The 16,653-nt window shown below is 69.0% G+C and carries 17 protein-coding genes; 3 read left to right on the forward strand and 14 right to left on the reverse strand.

The window, feature by feature from the left end:
- Window positions 1–29: 29 nt before the first annotated feature.
- The 9 genes from C593_RS0120015 to C593_RS0120055 all read right to left on the reverse strand — a co-directional run bounded on the left by C593_RS0120015 (window position 30) and on the right by C593_RS0120055 (window position 7,028).
- Window positions 30–218: a hypothetical protein gene (locus C593_RS0120015; RefSeq protein WP_018849087.1), complete on the reverse strand. Its 189-nt coding sequence runs from the start codon at window positions 216–218 to the stop codon at window positions 30–32.
- 11 nt (window positions 219–229) lie between these two features.
- Window positions 230–724 (reverse strand): hypothetical protein, encoded by a 495-nt coding sequence (locus C593_RS0120020; protein ID WP_018849088.1) that lies wholly within the window; start codon window positions 722–724, stop codon window positions 230–232.
- A 196-nt stretch (window positions 725–920) separates the two neighbouring features.
- The gene (locus C593_RS0120025; protein WP_018849089.1) at window positions 921–3,044 is read right to left on the reverse strand and encodes a hypothetical protein; all 2,124 of its coding nucleotides are present in this window, start codon (window positions 3,042–3,044) and stop codon (window positions 921–923) included.
- Window positions 3,045–3,046: 2 nt separating this feature from the next.
- A complete protein-coding gene (locus C593_RS0120030) occupies window positions 3,047–4,612 on the reverse strand; it encodes a hypothetical protein (protein WP_026277877.1) in 1,566 nt (521 codons plus the stop codon).
- A gap of 74 nt (window positions 4,613–4,686) precedes the next feature.
- Complete coding sequence (locus C593_RS0120035) at window positions 4,687–5,079, reverse strand: DUF3307 domain-containing protein (RefSeq protein ID WP_018849091.1); 393 nt, start codon at window positions 5,077–5,079, stop codon at window positions 4,687–4,689.
- 20 nt (window positions 5,080–5,099) lie between these two features.
- Window positions 5,100–5,429: an RRQRL motif-containing zinc-binding protein gene (locus tag C593_RS0120040; protein ID WP_018849092.1), complete on the reverse strand. Its 330-nt coding sequence runs from the start codon at window positions 5,427–5,429 to the stop codon at window positions 5,100–5,102.
- On the reverse strand, window positions 5,426–6,430 hold the full coding sequence (locus C593_RS0120045; protein WP_018849093.1) for a hypothetical protein: 1,005 nt from the start codon (window positions 6,428–6,430) through the stop codon (window positions 5,426–5,428). The genes C593_RS0120040 and C593_RS0120045 overlap by 4 nt, the downstream gene beginning before the upstream one ends.
- Entirely contained in the window at window positions 6,427–6,726 is a 300-nt protein-coding gene (locus tag C593_RS0120050) for a hypothetical protein (RefSeq protein ID WP_051093736.1), read from the reverse strand. The genes C593_RS0120045 and C593_RS0120050 overlap by 4 nt, the downstream gene beginning before the upstream one ends.
- Window positions 6,727–6,761: 35 nt before the next feature.
- On the reverse strand, window positions 6,762–7,028 hold the full coding sequence (locus C593_RS0120055) for a DUF6284 family protein (protein ID WP_018849095.1): 267 nt from the start codon (window positions 7,026–7,028) through the stop codon (window positions 6,762–6,764).
- Between the two features lie 648 nt (window positions 7,029–7,676).
- On the opposite strand from C593_RS0120055, the gene C593_RS0120060 reads away from it, so the two are divergent.
- Both C593_RS0120060 and C593_RS0120065 read left to right on the forward strand, forming a co-directional pair.
- Complete coding sequence (locus C593_RS0120060) at window positions 7,677–8,435, forward strand: helix-turn-helix domain-containing protein (RefSeq protein ID WP_018849096.1); 759 nt, start codon at window positions 7,677–7,679, stop codon at window positions 8,433–8,435.
- 2 nt (window positions 8,436–8,437) lie between these two features.
- Entirely contained in the window at window positions 8,438–8,911 is a 474-nt protein-coding gene (locus C593_RS0120065; protein ID WP_018849097.1) for an NUDIX hydrolase, read from the forward strand.
- On the opposite strand, the gene C593_RS0120070 is transcribed toward C593_RS0120065, so the two are convergent.
- The 3 genes from C593_RS0120070 to C593_RS31880 all read right to left on the reverse strand — a co-directional run bounded on the left by C593_RS0120070 (window position 8,899) and on the right by C593_RS31880 (window position 12,204).
- Complete coding sequence (locus C593_RS0120070; RefSeq protein WP_018849098.1) at window positions 8,899–9,471, reverse strand: HD domain-containing protein; 573 nt, start codon at window positions 9,469–9,471, stop codon at window positions 8,899–8,901. The two genes, C593_RS0120065 and C593_RS0120070, sit on opposite strands and share 13 nt — an antisense overlap.
- Entirely contained in the window at window positions 9,468–9,887 is a 420-nt protein-coding gene (locus C593_RS0120075; RefSeq protein ID WP_486591155.1) for a GntR family transcriptional regulator, read from the reverse strand. The genes C593_RS0120070 and C593_RS0120075 overlap by 4 nt, the downstream gene beginning before the upstream one ends.
- A gap of 463 nt (window positions 9,888–10,350) precedes the next feature.
- Complete coding sequence (locus C593_RS31880) at window positions 10,351–12,204, reverse strand: pentapeptide repeat-containing protein (protein ID WP_486591156.1); 1,854 nt, start codon at window positions 12,202–12,204, stop codon at window positions 10,351–10,353.
- Between the two features lie 704 nt (window positions 12,205–12,908).
- Between C593_RS31880 and C593_RS0120085 the strand changes: the two genes are divergently transcribed.
- Window positions 12,909–13,964, forward strand: coding sequence for a lytic polysaccharide monooxygenase (locus tag C593_RS0120085; RefSeq protein WP_018849101.1), 1,056 nt, complete (start codon window positions 12,909–12,911; stop codon window positions 13,962–13,964).
- A gap of 120 nt (window positions 13,965–14,084) precedes the next feature.
- Here C593_RS0120085 and C593_RS0120090 read toward each other — a convergent pair whose 3' ends face one another.
- Window positions 14,085–14,954, reverse strand: coding sequence for an alpha/beta fold hydrolase (locus tag C593_RS0120090; protein ID WP_026277878.1), 870 nt, complete (start codon window positions 14,952–14,954; stop codon window positions 14,085–14,087).
- Window positions 14,955–15,443: 489 nt separating this feature from the next.
- Window positions 15,444–16,529: an alpha-lytic protease prodomain-containing protein gene (locus C593_RS0120095; protein ID WP_018849103.1), complete on the reverse strand. Its 1,086-nt coding sequence runs from the start codon at window positions 16,527–16,529 to the stop codon at window positions 15,444–15,446.
- Window positions 16,530–16,653 lie beyond the last annotated feature (124 nt).

Here is a 16,653-nt window from a genome sequence, read left to right on the forward strand (position 1 = left end):
TTGGCGAGACGGGGGCCGCCCTCGGCTGTTCACAGGCTGGGAAGGACGCTGGCCAGGGCTGCGGCCATGCTGCGGATCGGTTCGGCCGCGCCGGTGGCGGCGAGGAAGAAGCCGAACATCACCGCGACGAACGCGGACCCGAACCCGAGGCTCCTCGCGCGCAGCATCACGAACAGCAAGACGCCGAAAAGGACGACGAGGGAGACGGTGACAGCCATGCCGGTTTCTCCTAACGGTGGTTGATGGTGCCGTTGGCGCGGCCGAAGAGGCCGGTGGCGGTGATGTTCTGCGTGATGTGCGTGGTCGACCCGCCCGTGCCGGTCTCGTTGCCGGTGGCGCGGCGGGCGGTGCGGATCAGGACGGGGACGGCGATGACGGCGGCGACGACGAGGGCAGCGGCGGACCACAGGGCGTGGCTCATGGCGATGAGTCCCGGGGCGGCGTAGGAGAGTCCGATGCCGGCCGCGGCGATCCCGCCGCCGACGGTCGGGGCGAGCAGGGCGGTGGTCTTGGCCCATGCCGGGATCGGCTGCGGGGCGGTAACCGGAATCTGGTGCGGGGGTGCGGGGTGGGTGTAGGCCAGGGTCCGCACGCCATTGGGGAGGGTGACCCAGTCGACCCCGGGCGGGATCTCGGCGGGGAGGATCACCGGTCGGTCGGTGGTGGCCGGGGGCGGGTTCCAGGGGGTGGGGGTGGTGATCTCGTACGCGGTCGGTTCGTGCACAAGGTGCCCCTCTCAACGGGCCGGGCAGCGCCCCGAAGGTGGGTTGCTGCCCGGTGGCCTGCTTGTCGTGTCGCTTGTCGTGCGGCTTGTCGCTTGTCTTGTCTTGTCGCTTGTCGTCTCCCAGGTCAGAAGCCATTTCCGGCTCTCTGGAAGCCGTCCAGGGCCTTCCTGGGGCGGGGGCGACAAGCGGTGCCGGTCACCCCTCGGCAGGGTCGCCGGAGTGGTGACGGTGGTGGACGTATCGGGTCTTGGTGCCGGTCCCGATCCGGACCGTGATGCCTTGCTCGGTCCACTCCTTGAGCCAGCCGACGACCGTCTGACGGTTTGTGCCGTGCTCGTCGGCGAGCGCGCGGGCGATGGCCGAAGCTCCGGTGCCCTCGGGGCCGGCGGCAAGGAGAACGTCGAGCGCGGCTTGGTGGGCGGCGCCCTCGTTCCGACCGTTCTGGAACGCGCTCAGGTTCAACCCGGGCCGCTCCTCGCGTTCCTTCGGCACGTTCGAGTCGGGCTCGGTGATGGTGCCGAACTGGGCGTCGATCTGCGCCATGAACTGAGCGGCGAGGGCGTCGGCGTCCGGGTCTGCCGGGGTGGTGGGCTGTTCGGTGCGGTGGGCGGAGAGGTTCAGCCCGCCGGTCCGGGGCGTCGGCGCGGTCGGGCTTGCCGTGTCCGTGGGCTGGTCGGGGGTGGGGGTGCCGTCGTTCATCCAGGCGATGCGGTCGGCGTCCCAGCGTCGGGCGTAGGCGGGGCCGGCGGCCTTGGCGGAGACGTCGTCCAGGCGCGGGTGGAGGGCGCTGGTTGCGCGGACGATGTCGGCGATCTGGTTGGGCTTGATCCGCCATGCCTTGAACAGGCCGGCCGGGGACTCCGGGGTGCCCATGAAACCGGCGCCCTTGTAGGGGGCCTGGGTGACCTTCAGGCCGCGTGAGCCGGGGAACACCTTGGACAGGTCCATGCCTTCGACCTCGCCGCCGGTCAGGCAGACGCGGGTCTTGGCCTCACGGCGGATCATCAGGTTGCCCAGCACAGATCCGGTGGCGCCGAGCGCGGTCAGCACGGTGCGCAGACCCATCGCCCGCAGCAGGCGGATGACCTCCAGAATCCTCGCCGCGAGCTTGCGCATCTTGGGGTCGTTGCTCGCCAGGATCTCGGCACCCTCATCGATCACCACCATGATCTGCGGGATCTGCGCGGAGATGGGCAGCAGGTCGGTGTTCGCCTTCGCCATGAGGTCCTGATAGGCGACCTTGCGGTGCTTGCCAACCGCGATCGCGGTGTCGAGCATCAGTATGGCTTCCTCGTAGGAGGCGGCGAGCCAGTCGATACCCGGCCGCACCGGCTCCGCACCGCCGTTGGCGGCGAGGGCGGGCCGGACCCACGGCAGGCCGGCGGACCCGGCGTTCAGGTCGATGACCCAGGTCAGGATGTCGGTGGCGCGGGCGAAGGAGGCAAGGACGTCGTGGACGAAGTTCGTCTTGCCCGAGCCGGTCGGGCCGACGATCAGAGCGCACTGTTCGCGCAGGTAGGCCCTCACCTCCTGGCCGTCCGGGCGGACGCCCCACGGCAGGCCGGTGTGGAGGGACAGGGGGCTGTAGTCGGTGGGGTACTCGATCTCACCGGCCAGGACGTTCACTGTGGTGACGTCGATGAGGACGCGTCCCTGGTTGATGCCCTGGGAGGCGGTCGCGGTGCAGCCGTGCGGCAGACGGGCGTCGGCGGACAGCTGCGGCGCCGCCTGCGCGATCCGCTCGTAGGTGACCCCGCCCGGGGGGAGTTCGGCGTCGATCGTGAACCCGGTGCCGGTGGGCCACATCTCCACGGCGAGGACCCGCAGGGTGATGGCGCAGACGCGCTGGACGCGGTCGACCCACTCGGCGGCGATGGCCCGGCGTTCGGCGGACAGCTCGCGGGCGACCTGTCGTTCGGCAGTGGCGATGGCCTCCAGCTCCCGGGCCTCCTCGTGAAGGAGGGTGGAGCGGGCGGCGGCGCCGATCCCGACGCCGAGGGTGGCGAGCGAGCCGAGCGCGGCCCAGGTGAACGGGCCGGTGGTCATGGCCCAGGTGGTCCACCCGGCCCCGATGAGCCATGAGGCGGCCCGCATGCCGATGGTGCGGGCGGCCAGTCGGTCGCGGAGGCTGGTGACGGTGTGGCCGATCGCTCCGGCAGCGCCGGCCGCCAGCGCCCAGCCGGGGGGCATGGCGGTGGCGGCGCCGGTCGCGGCGACGGCGAGGGCTCCGGTGGTGGCGGACAGGGCGCCGGTCACGGGTCCGTGACCGGCCGCCCAGTCCCACACCGGCCCCGTCTTGGCGGCGGTGTTGGTAGCCATGATCAGACGTTCCAGCCCTTCTCGGCCTCGTAGCCGTTGCGGGGTGCCTCGTGGCGGGCGATGTCGTACTCGTGGGCCTGACGGAAGCTCGGGCCCATGTCCTCGGCGACCGCGACCGCGCTCATCAGGGCGCCGAAGATGTCGTTGAAGCCGTCCGCCACGGACTTGTCCAGCGGGAACTCCGAGTCGGAGCGCTCGGCCAGGATCCGCATCGTGTTCGCCACCGACGTCAGGGCCGCCGGGAGGGACTCGACCATGGCCAGGATCTCCATGGCGGACTCCGGCTCGTAGTTCTGCGCGGCGGACTCCATCTCCGCCGCCTGCTCCTCGAAGTTGAACCCGGACATGCCGTCTCCTTCCATGGGGGTGGTGGGGACGTGACCGGCGGGACGCTCCGCCCGGTCACCGATCTGCTCTTCGGCCTCCGTGCTGGCGGCCTCCAGCTCCGCGCCGAGCTGGGCGCGGATCGCGGCGTCGCGGGCCTCACGATCGGCCCGCGCCTGCTTCACCAACCGCGCGTACAGGCGCCGGCCAGGGTGCTGCAGCCACTGCCAGCCGAGCTTGCGCCCGAGCGGCGTCGACACCAGTCCGACGATGCCGAGCGCACCGCCGAGCAGGGCGGCGAGCAGCCGACGGCCCTGGAACCGGGCGGCCGACCGCCACAACGCCACACGGGCCTTCTTGCGGACGGCGGCCTTGCGGACCTGCGCCCGCCGCTCGGCCACCGTGGACGCCGCCTTGGCGTCGCGGGCCGTGCGCAACCGGCCGGCCGCCGCCGTACGGGCCTTCCCGGCAGCCCCGGTGCCCCGGGCGACGGCCCGGCCGACCGCCCCCTTCGAGGCCGCCGACGCGGTATGGGCCTGCTGCTTCGCCGCCCGCCGCGCGTCCGCGACCTGCCGCCGGGCCGACGTCGTGCCCGCGCGGCGCTCCGCCCGCGACGGTGACACTGCCCGAGCCTCCTGCCGCACCGCCCGAACCTGCCCCAACCTGCCTTTCACGACGCGAGCGTTGGAGGTGCCGTGTGCGGGCGAGGGGTGGGCGGACGTGGTGGCGCGGGACTTCCTGGCACCGGTCGTCCCACGGCGACCGGCAGCACTGGCACCCGCCGAGCCAGGCGACCGCTTCGACGACGCCGCCCCGAGGGACCCAGAGCCCCCGAGGCGACCGCCGACGGATGAGCGCTTGGGCTGGGACGGCACCCGCCCGCCCGGCGTCCGTCCGCCGCCGGTCATACCGAGCATGCGGCGAGCACCACTGCCGGGCTTGCCCGGCTTGTCGGCGGCCTTGGCGGCACGGTGCGGCTTGTTCTTGGTGCGGTGGGCGGCGGCGCCGAGGACGACGGCACCGGTCGTCGCCACGATCGCCGCGACCGGCCCGCCGGCGAGCGCGGCACCGGCGAGCAGGGTCGCGGTGGTATTCGCCCCCGTCAGGGCGAGCGGGACCACGGGCCAGCCGCCCGGCGTGTGCTCCACCACCTGCTTCTGCGGCGCGGCCTCGGGGGCGGGGGACTGCTCAGGAGCTGCGGTGGCCGGATCGGCCACTACCGGCTCAACGCTGAGGTCGGTCATGCTGGGAACCTCCCTTGGGAGACGAGAGGGCCCGGCCGGGACTGTGGAAGGAAGCGGCCGGGCCCTTGTGGCTGTCAGGCAGCAAGAGCCAGCGCCGCCACCACGAGGGCGGCGACATGGGCGGTCTGGTCGACGTGCGCGGCACCGCCATGGCGGGCCCACTCGCTCTGGCCGAAGCGCTCCATCCACCAGCGGACGGGCCAACGGCGGTCGATGAACGCGTGCGTGACGCCGATCCACGCCAGAGCCCCGTACGCGGCCCACGTGCTCACGGACAGGTCGAGCACGACCATCCCCGCCAGAAGAGAGAAGGCGCAGGTGACCACGTGGGTAGCGGCGTGGTCGAGATTCGCCCGCCACCCGGCGGCGCCCGGATCGGCCTTGTGGTCGGCCTGATGGTCGGTCTGGAACGGGTAGTCAGCCAGCAGATGGCCGACGTAGAGCAGGACGAACACGGTCGCGAACACGGGATTCTCCTCGGTGCCGCTCACGCGGCCGCAGAGTCGGGGAACGCGCAGGACGCGCACATGCCGAGCGAGGGCGGGATGCGGTAACCGGCATCCCGCCCGCACTCCGGGCACACCCGGCGCGCGGCGTTCGCCCGCTCCAGGGCGGCCCGCCGCGCGGGGGTCATGGGCCGGACCGGCTTGGCCAGGTCAACCCGGTACAGGTAGGCCACGAGCGGGCCCCGCCGGCGGCGCGGGCGTTCGAGCTGGGCGGCGACGTCCTGACCACCCGGGCGCAGACCCTGCGCGCGGAGCTGCCGGAACGTCGCCAACCCGTCCGGGGCGCACCGCCACGGATAGGTGGGGATCACCGGGCGGCCCCTTCAAGAAGACGGGCGGGGGCGTTGTCTCGGAGTTCCTGGTAGCGGGTCGAGACCCAGCCGATCGACCAACCGCACAGCTCAGCGGCCGACCGCACCGGCAGCCCCTCGGCGAACGCGGCGTGCACGACGGCACGGGCGCGGTCCTCGGGCAGCTTCTCGTCCACCGGTCCACCGGACAGCAGCGCGGCACGTTCACGGCGTTCATGGGCCTCGCGCTCCGCCTGCTCCCGGCGGGCCGCCTGCTCCCGTGCCAGACGCTCCGCCTCGCGGCGCTGTTCAGCGTCGCGTTCAAGGCGTTCACGCTCGCGCTGCTGCTGTTCACGCTCGCGTTCACGGCGTTCACGGGCTTCCCGCTCGGCACGCTCCCGCTCCTCGCGTTCGGCCCGTTCGGCGCGGCGTGCGGCTTCCTCCCGTTCGGTCTGTTCGCGGGCGAGACGGGCTTCGTGTTCACGCTGTTCACGGGCGAGCGTCGCGGCGTGCTCGCGCTCCTCCCGGGCCCGCCGCTCGGCGGCTTCCCGACGCTCGGTCGCGGCTCGCTCTTGTGATTCCCGTTCGGCGCGCTGCTCGGCCTCCAGCCGAGCGACGGCGGCGGCGATCGCGCGCCGGTAGGCGAGCCCGGTCTCCGCTGTGACGATCAGCAGGAGCGGCGCGACCGCATGCACGGCCACTCCGACCAGGTCTTTTCGCAGCGCGGAGTCGGCCACATTGAGCGCGAGGGTCATGCAGCCGGTCATCCACCGCAGCACGACCGGCCACCAGCCACCGTTCCCGCCCAGGCGCGCCAGAACCGAATCGAGGCGGACCACGATGACGACCGCGGCGTCCACCACCAGCGGCAAAATCGGGGCCGTCCAGCGCCATCCGTCCGGGGTGTGCTTCGCCATCAGCGGGGTGACGGTGAGGATGGAGAACAGCATCGCCCCGGCCACGATCAGCCAGGTCCCGACCGACAGGGCCCGGTCGGCTGAACGGATCTGAACACTGTTCACGACGGCACCACCGCCCGTGAACGCTCGCGCCGCGGAGCCGGGATCGTGGCGTAGCCGGTCAGCCGCAGACGCGCCCCGGCGAACATGCCGTGAACGTCCAGAACCCCCGTGTGCCCGTTGCCCTGAACGTGGTGAACGACATCCTCGGGGTCGATGCCCAGGGCCTCACGCCACGCCTCGAACCCGGCGAAGTCGTCGTGGAACGACAGGTCCAGCAGGTCCGGGAACACCGTCGAGACCGACACTGAGGGTGCCGGCAGGTGCGGGAACTCGGAAGCCAGCAGCCGCAGGGTCATCAGCGGCGTGCTCAGGTCCGTCAGCGTGCGGGCCCTCACGCCGCACCGCCCAGCAGCTCCGCAGCGGCCCGGTTCGCCAGGTCCCGGCGCGCGGTCATGACCCGGTTGCGGGCCCGGCGGATCCGGCGCCCGTCCAGCGCCGTGGCCGACCGGTCGAGGGTGGTGATCTGCGCGTCGAGCAGGTCGAGCTCCGCCTCGATCAGCGGCATCTCCCGCTCGATCGCGTCCAGCTCCGCCGCCGACGGCTCCCCGTCGAACGCCAGGGCCTCAGACCTGGCCGGGAGTGTGATGATGGACTTCATAGGGTCAGCTCCTTCCAAGCAGGAACGGCCCGAACGAGGCCCCGGAGTAGCCGCTCCGGGGCCTCTCGCCGTCTGGAACCATCCGGCTCCCCTCGGCCCCGCCCGTACGAGACGGGCGGAGGAGGCAACCGGCCGCAGCCGAGAGGCTGCGGAAGACTGGGGTGTTGCTCAGACCTCCTACTCGCGTGGTGCCGCTGACCCCGGGGAGGCCTGGTTCCCGGAGCGCATCGCGGCGTCAATGTCAACCACGCGGTTCTTTAAAGCCGATGGCGTGTCCCCCATCTGGGGTGTGGGGCCCGTTTGTGACGCGGGCCCGGTCTCGGTCGGCTGGTCTCCACTCGCCTCGGCCGGCGTCCTCACGGCCGTGGTACTGCGGTGGATCACACTGTCCAGTTGTTGAGCGGCGCACCCGTTGCACAGGCACGCTGAGAACCGCGATCGAGCCGAAGCCCATGCAGTACCTCTATTACAGGTACCGCATGGAGTTCCGTCAAGCTTGCTGCCGGACTCTTCGCGTTTCGCGCCGGAACTTCTTGGCGCACCATCAGAATTACTGCAGGTGAGGGGCGTTGTGCACCTCACGCATAGACACCTCGGGGTGATCTCGCTACGGTCAGGAAGTCCCTAGACGTCCCACCAGGGGTTGAGATGTCCAACGAGCGCTTAAGGTCAGCCCTCTTGGCACAGGGCATGACCGTTCAGGACCTGGCGGACGCGATCGAGGTCAACCCGAAGACCGTCGAACGCTGGATCACGCAAGGGAAGGTCCCGTATCGCCGCCATCAGTACGCGACAGCGTCACTGCTCAAGGTCGACGTCACGACGCTGTGGGAGGACTCGCGCTCGGTCGAAAGCGCCTCCGACCTGAGCAAAGCTGAGATCGTGACCGTCTACCCGCACCGGCACATGGTGCCCGCCGGCCTGTGGCGGGAGATCTATGGACGAGCCCAGTCGCACATAGACGTTCTCGTCTACTCCGGACTGTGGCTCTCAGAAGACCCGCTGTTCCACGACCTGCTTAAGGCCAAGGTGCAGGCGAACGCCCAGGTGCGCGTCCTGCTCGGTGACCCGGGCTGCGCAGCGGTCAAGCAGCGTGGCATAGATGAGGGTCACCAGATCATGGACGGCAAGATCCGCAATGCGCTCATGAACTATCGTCCGCTGTTCGCGAGCCATCCGGACATCGGCTTCCGACTGCACGACGCGACGCTCTACAACTCACTGTTCCGAGCGGATGACGAAATGCTGGTGAACACCCACGTCTACGGCATCGGCGCGTACATGGCACCGGTCCTTCACCTGCGGCGGCTGCCAGGCGGCGGGCTCTTCGACACCTACGCGAATAGCATCGAACAAACCTGGGGAGGCGCGCGCCAGGTGACGGACCACGATCTCACGGGAGCTTGAGCATGGGACGCATTGATTACCTGCACGATCCTGACGCCCCGCCGGCGAACTCCGTCGTGCCGTCCGTCGTCGCGTTCGTCCAGAACGACGCGGGCGAGGTGCTGGTGATCCAGCGGTCCGACAACGGCCGGTGGGCTCTACCCGGCGGCGGGCACGACGTGGGTGAGTCCATCAGCGACACAGTCGTGCGCGAAGTCTGGGAAGAGACTGGGATCAAGGCTGAAGTCGTCGACATGTCCGGGATCTACACCGACCCCGGTCACGTGATGCTGTACGACGACGGCGAGGCACGACAGCAGTTCAGCATCTGCTTCCGGGCGCGACCGGTCGGCGGTGACGTGCGTACGAGCAACGAGACGACACAGGTCCGCTGGGTCGCCCCAGCGGACCTGACGGAGCTCGACATCCACCCGACGATGCGGCTGCGCATCGAGCACGCCATGGACACGACGCGCTCCGTCCCCTACATCGGCTGACGCTTAGCGGCGGCAACCCGCTCCAGGACGCGGACGGTACTGGCCAGGATCTCCGGTTCGGCGCGACGGATGAACGTGCCGATCAGGCTGTCCGGCCCGTACCGCCCCGCGATCTCGTTCACACGGTCCAGCGGGTTGGTGGGGGTCCCGTCCGGTGTGGTGTTCATGTCGCAGTAGCAGAGCGCGTCCCCGAGCTGCGTGCGCTCGCGCGGAAACTCGCTTTCCAGCTCATCGCGCAGTCCCCGCGCCTCCGCTTCCATCCATGCGCAGGAGTGGTGAGCCACCAGCCGGATCACTCGCATGTCCGCATCGGTGTGGTCCCTCAGGTATCGGGCCCCGTCCATGGGATGGAAGCCGGTCTTCGCAAGGTCCGGCGAGTACCCGATGTCATGCAGCACGGCCGCAGCCTCCAACAGTTCGGCGTCCTCCCCGAGGATGAGAGCGATCGTCCGCGCCCGCTCGGCCACTCCGAGCGAGTGCTTCCACCGGCGCGGCAGCGGTTCGGCCAGCAGCGACTCTGCGAGGGGGTACGCCCACTCCGTCAGTCCCGATGTGCTCACAGCTTGGGCCCCTCCTCTTCCTTGTTCTGCACTGCCAGCACAGTGCGCTGTTTTCCCTGTCGCGTCGCTGAGAGCAGCCCCGCAGCTTCGAGCTTGTCCAGCGCCTTAGCCACAGTCGGCCGCGAGACCCCGAACCGGGCGGCGAGGGCCGACGTGCTGGGAAACGGTGCGCCTACCGCAATGTTGTCCTTCGTAATCACGTCGGCGATTCGCTCGGCCAGCGGTCGACGGTCGACGTTCTGCCCGTCCCTGATCACGCGCCATCGCCCGCCGGGCACCGGTTCGGCTACGCCCTCTTCCTTCAGCACGTTGAAGGCCCGCAGGGCTAGGCCCCGAGATACCCCGTACTGCTCCGTGACAGTCGCGAGCGTCGGCAACTCAGTCATCTCAGGCTTGGCCTCAATCTCCGCCTTCAAGGCATCTGCGATTCTTGCGAAGGTCCCGCGAGGGCTGACCCGCTGCGACACTCGGTCTCCTCTCCCTACGTACCTGTTGTCTGACTCAAGCGTCCCATGAGCTGCCTTGCAGGCGACAACTCCTCCCACACCCCAATGCACGCGCCGAGCCAGCCGAGACAAGCAGTGTCAAGCATCGGGTGCCTTCTCTACCTCGATTGAAGCGCCCCACGCGAGGCGTGGGCTGGCCCGTTGGTTCGGCCTCTCTGCACCTTCGGCGCCGAGACCGGTCCAGTGATGCAGAGGCGCCGGTGCCGACTGCGGGACCACGGTGGCGTGCGTGGAGGACTCCCATCCCGCCCACCGTCGCCAGAGGCAGAGCCGAGGTGGGCCAAGTGAGTACTGCGATGAAGTACACCTACTACAGCAAACGGCCCGACTCTGCGTGAAGTGTGGCGATCCCTCCCCTAACCGTCGATCGTGGTCAGCGCTTGATGCGGGCACGCATGGCAAGGACAGCCAGCGCCAAGAGAGTGGGTTCAGCAAAGCGACTAACCATCTCAGTGTAGGTGCCAACGGTAGTAAGGTCTTGGCCACTGGACCGAAACACGACGCTGTTCAAGACCACCTGCGCAGCCTTATCGAAGCGCTCGACCGTGAAACGTCGACTGAATGGCAGGGTGAGATCCGGATCGGGCTTATCCAACACGAGAGACACTCGCCCGCCGCTAGCGGGAACAGTGCCGCTTGCCGTCTGCTTTGGAGACGAGTCAGGCAATCCCCACCCCATCATCAGGATGATCGTCACAAGCAGAGCGAGAGCGAGCCAGCCCAGCGCACGGGAAGCCCGCAGACCGTAGCCGGAGAGCACCCAGTAGGCCCAGAGCAAGCTCCGCTCGCCAGCTGACGTGCTGGTTCGGTCAAGGCGGCGCATCTCCATCTCGCCGTAGTAAAAATCTGCTGCCCCAGGTTCATTCTTGCCGTCTTCGAATGCCTTTCGCAGGTGTCGGTACAGGGCGGCAACGTCCTCAGGGTCAGGAGCACGCTCTTCATCAGGGTGGTGGGGGCCAACCCGCCACTGACGAGAGGACGGCGCTTGCCCTGTCGGCAGGGTGGGCTGTCCCACCGACACAGCACGCCAGTGATGCTCCTCTACGAGCGTGCGTCGCGTCGCCCACCACAGAGGTCGGCGATGAATACCAACAGGCGGTTGTGAGAATTTAGTGCGCCCCTCCAATCGAAGCTGGTCTAGGTGAAAAGCACCAAAGAAGAGGCATTCTTTCAAATCCGTGTCGACCAGCACTAGGTGAGCAGCGTCCACACCCTGAATGGAAGTAACTTTCACTTCCGGGGAAATGCCCTCCAGCAGAATCTCACATGCCGTTTCAAGTTCTCCGTGGCCATTGCGAAATGTGAACATCTCAGGATGGGACGCAACTGCAACCGGGAAGGTGAGCACCGCTTGGGCGAGATCTACGAATGCATAGCGGAGACGTAAAGTCGCCGTTGACTCCCACCGGGTTCGCAGGCAATCCACCGCACGAGCAGCTATTTCCAGCGTCATAGGCATAGGAAAAATTGCCCCTGACAAGTCCAAGCGGTCACCACAAACCACAGGCCCAAAGGTCGTAGCCACCTCGAACCGCACGTCCGAAAAATCTGCGCGCTTTGTGAAGTTCACACCATCGAAGCGTGCGTGAGCATCGAAGGCGGCCCCGTGAAACCAGGCCTCATCAGAAAATTTGGACGCATTGAACATCGCCGCACCAGCGAACCTGGCGTCACCAAATTCTGCGATATACGCAAAGCTGGCCCCATAGAATCCAACATGGCTGGCGAACGAAGCGAGACTGAAGTCCGCAGAATCGGAAAAGATTGCTTCCCCAAAACCGGCACTTCCATCGAAGATTACTGCCCGAAATCGGGCATCCCGGTTGAAGACTGAAGCAACGAAACCAGCAGCTTTTTGGAAATGCGACCCGGCAAAAATTGCATTAGATGCAAATACGCTTCGAGTAAAATCGGCTCCGCCACGGAAGGAAGTGTCACCGAATCGGGCATTTCCACAAAAGGTGACCTGTTCAAATTGGGCATCACCCATGAATGTAGCGCCATTAAACTCCACATCAGCAAGGAAAGTCGCATCATCAAAATTAGCACCCTCGAAATGTGCCTCGGCGAAGCGGGCAGCACCAAATTCCGGCTTGCCAGTGCTGGGGACGCGGAGAGCGTCCACTAGCACGTCAAGCACGACCTCGGAGAGAACAGTTCCACGGTGATCGATATCGGCGCCTGGTGTAAGGCTGGCGATGTAAGTGTTGCGGTCGGCCTCATTCAAGTGGGCCAGGCACGCAGTGTATCCAGGGACCTGTATTCCTCGGCACTCTATGCCCCGATCACAGCAGGGCCATGGGGAGGAAGCATTCGTCATCGCGCATCGACTCCTGTGGGAACGTACCGGAGTGCGCCCGCTGGAACACAAAGCGATGGGACCGCCCCGCGGGTGGGGCCATCGCACGAGATGCCAACTTAGGCGCTACAGCTTGAAGTTACTCCCGAAGATACCGTCCATAGCAATCGCCCGGTCTGGACAACCGTCAGCGGGAGCAACCGCAGGTGCGTCGTGCCAGGGTCCGTGCCACAACGAGCATCCACCCACGGCCAGTCGGACATTACGGCAGAGATATACGGCACCCACGTGCGACCGCCGTCACCCTTCGGCCCACGCGGGGAGCCACAAGGGGAGCCACCCGCAACAACATGGGACAGCTCCCCCTGGACGCCCACGGACGGGTCGACCGCGAGCCCAGTGGCCGGACAAGCGTGAACACCGCTCTTCCTGAGCCCCTTCTTAGCGCCGCCTTAAAGGGACCATAAGGATCGCCGGATCCCTTTCCCAGCAGGCGATTTCGGGGTTTCGAGGGGCTAGCTTGCTCAGACGTCGGGCCGGTGGGAGCCGTCGGCGCCGTAGTCCCACGGGGGGCCGCGCCGCCGGTTCGTTCCGGTCCCGCCCCCCACCCACGTTCGAAGGAGAACCCCACCATGACCGCTCGCCGCAAGGTCGCCACGGTCGCCGCGCTCGGTCTCGGGCCGCTGGCCCTGGTCTCTCTGGCCACCGCCCCGGCCGTCGCCCACGGTTCGCTGACGGACCCGGTCAGCCGGGTGTCCGCGTGCTTCGCCGAGGGGCCGGAGAATCCGCAGTCGGCGGCGTGCAAGGCGGCGGTCGCGGCCAGCGGCACCCAGGCGTTCTACGACTGGAACGAGGTCAACATCGCCGACGCGGCCGGGAACCACCAGCAGCTCATCCCGGACGGGAAGCTCTGCAGCGCGGGCCGCGAGAAGTACCAGGGGCTCGACCTGCCGCGGGCGGACTGGCCGTCGTCGCCGCTGACCGCCGGCAACCGCACCTTCCAGTTCAAGGCGACGGCGCCCCACAAGGGCAAGATCCAGCTGTTCATCACCAAGGACGGCTACGACCCGGCCAAGCCCCTGAAGTGGTCGGACCTGGAGACGAAGCCGATCGCCGAGACGGTCGTCGACTCCAAGGCGCAGAACGGCGCGTACACCTTCGACGGCGTCGTGCCGGACAAGTCCGGCCGCCACCTGATCTACACGATCTGGCAGCGCTCGGACTCCCCCGAGGCCTTCTACGCCTGTTCCGACGTGGTGTTCGGGAAGGACAGTGGCGGCGGCGCCCCGGCGCCCACCGCCTCGGCCCCCTCCGACGCGGCCATCGAGGCCGGTACCGACAAGTCGACCGTGAGCCACGGCGGTCACGGTGGCGACGAGCACGCCGGGCACGAGGGGCACGGCGGCAAGGGCGCGGACGGCGCCGAGCAGCCCGCGAAGGAGGCCGGCGGCAACGCGGTCGAGCCCAAGTCGGCGGAGGAGCCGGCCTCGGCGAACGCTCCCGAGGCGGCCGGCGGGGACGCCGGTACCTCCACCGCGTCCGACGAGGAGCTGGCCGCGACGGGCGGCGACAGCAGCACCACGTACATGGCCGCCGGCGGTGCGGCGGCTCTCGCGGTGGGTGCGGCGGCGCTGTTCGGCCTCGGCCGGCGCCGGTCCTCGGCAGCCGGTGGCCGCCACAGCCGCTGACCGACCGGGCACGGCCCGTCCATGACGCGAGGCCGCCGTACGCTCCCCTGCCCGGGGCGTACAGCGGCCTCGTCCGTGTGCCGACCGGGCACAGCCGGGCGGATCACACAAGAGGACGGGTCAGCCGAGGACCGACAGGCAGGTGGTCGGTCTCGCGTTGGCCGGGTCGAGGGCGTTGGCGACCTCGTGGAAGGCGATCAGATCGAGGGTGCCGATGGCGACATGTTCCGAGAAGTCGATCGGGCAGAGGTCCTGGAGCAGCACGTTCCGGACGCCCGGGCCGTTGAGGAACTGGGAGCGGTAGGGCGTGACCACCTGGTCGTACCGGGTGGCGATGACGGTGTACTTCACCCCGGGGACGGTGTCGCCGCCCGCGTTGAGCCGGGTCATGAACTCCGATCCGGCGACCTGCGCGGCGAGTGCCGGGGTGTGCTCGTTGAGCAGTCCGGCGATGCCGGGGAAATAGGGCAGCAGCTTGGTGAAGCCGCCGAGGGTGGTGCCGTGGTTGCTGGGCGCGATGCCGACGAGGGCGTTCACCTCGGCCGCTCCGCCGAGGAACTTGAGGTAGTGGCGCGGCATCATGCCGCCCTGGGAGTGGCCGACGATGTCGACCTTGGGGGCGCCGGTGGCGGCCCGGACCCGGTCGACGAAGGCGTCGAGCTGGGCGGCGGAGGCCTCGATGGGGCCGAGGCCGTGGAAGAAGGGGACGCCGGGCAGTTGCCCGTAGTCGAGAGAGAAGACGCAGTAGCCGCGCTTCACCAGGTAGGGGGCGAGGACGAGCCAGTTGTCGACCGAGTTCCCGAAGGTTCCGTGGACGAGGACGACGGGGCGGGGATGGGCGGCGGAGGGCTTGCACCGGTAGTCGTTCCAGCCGCTGGCGGGGGCGGCAGCGGTCGGAGCGGCGGTGGCGGTCGCGGTGGGGGTGAGGGCGACGACGGTTGCCAGCAGCAGGGCCGACAACGGTCTGAGCGCACGTTTCCAAGGCAGCATCGGTCGTTCTCCTTGCGGCTCAAGGGAGTTCGATGGCAGTGCTGTGGGAGTGGTTTGCCGTGCGCACGACAACGCTGGATTCAACGTACGAGTGAGTAACCGCAACAGGGAAGTTACGTGCCGGTAAAACTTGCCGGTAGGGCGGCAGTCGGGGCGGGTGCGGCGGCCGGGCCTACGCTCCGCGAGCGCGCGGCCGGCGCCCGCGCGGACGGGCTCGGCGAAACCGCGCCGGCGCCCCGGCAGCCGGCCTGCGGCCCTGACGACGACAGCACCCGCCGCGCCGGGAAGGCGGCCGACCGGCCCGTGCCCGCTTCGGACCGGGCCCGGGACGCCCGGCCGGCACCGCGGGCCTGCGGTGACACGCCGCGGTGACACGCGGCAGGGGCCGCCCCCTGGAGGACGGCCCCTGCGCATGAAACACGTGCGGGTGGTGCAGATGGTGCGAGTAATACGGGTGGTACGGGTGGGGCACCGGCGTTGCGGGTGACGTCAGCCGATCGTCGCGCCGTACGCCGACAGCGCCTCCGTCACCGGCTGGAAGAAGGTCTCGCCGCCGGAGGAGCAGTTGCCGCTGCCGCCGGAGGTGAGGCCGATCGCCGTGTCACCGGCGAAGAGGGAGCCCCCGCTGTCGCCGGGCTCGGCGCAGACGTTGGTCTGGATGAGGCCCTCGACGACGTCGCCGTTGCCGTAGTTCACCGTCGCGTCGAGCCCGGTGACCTCGCCGTCGTGGACCTGGGTGGTGGAGCCGCTGCGCTGGACCTGCATGCCCACCGTGGCGTCGCCGGCCTTGGTGATGGCCTGGGCGCTGCCGTTGTAGAGGTTGACCTCGCTCGGGGCCTCGGCGGCGCCGTCGTACTTGACCAGCGCGTAGTCGTCGCCCGGGAACTTCGAGTCGACCATCGTGCCGATCGCGGAGCCGCCGGCGGAGTCGGACCAGGAGCTGCCCGACGCACCGCAGTGGCCGGCGGTGACGAAGTGCGGGGCACCGTCCTTGACCACGTTGAAGCCGAGGGAGCAGCGGCCGCCGCCGGAGTGGATCGCGTCGCCGCCGGAGGCGAACGGCTTGAACTCGCCCGCGGTCCTCTTGAGCTCGGCCTTGGCACCGAGGCCCTTCACCACGTCCTGGAGCTTGGCCCAGTCGGCGCCCTCGACCGTGCGGTCGGCGGTCACGACGACCTTGTTGGTGACCGGGTCGGTGGCCCAGGAGGTGCCGGGGATGGTCGCCTTCTCCGTCAGGGTCTGCCGGGCGCCGGTCAGCTCCTTCAGGGTGTTCTGGACGACGCGCGCCTTGCCGCCCGCCTCGCGCACGGTCTGGGCCGCGTCCTCGGAGACGACGTTGACGACGAGGGCCTTCGCCTCGGTGTCGTAGTAGGCACCGGCCCCGTCCGCGCCGAGGTCCGCCTCCAGGGAGACGGCGAGCGAGGTGGCCGCCGGGGCCGAGAGGGACGTGACGCTGAACTGCTCGGTGTTGTCACTGGCGTTCGCAGACTGGAACGTGGCGCCCGCGGCGACCAGGGCGACGACGGCGCCACCCGCGACGGCAGCTTTTCTCCTGGGTATGCGACGGTGCTTCAAAGTGACCTCCTGTGGGGGGCCGTGGCAGGACAAGTGGGGTGTCCCGTCACGGAGGATGACGCGGCCCACTATTGCGACGCGTCACAGTCGCACACAAGGCCGAGCAGCGGACGCGCACACGACG

The sequence above is a fragment of the Streptomyces sp. CNT372 genome, assembly GCF_000377145.1.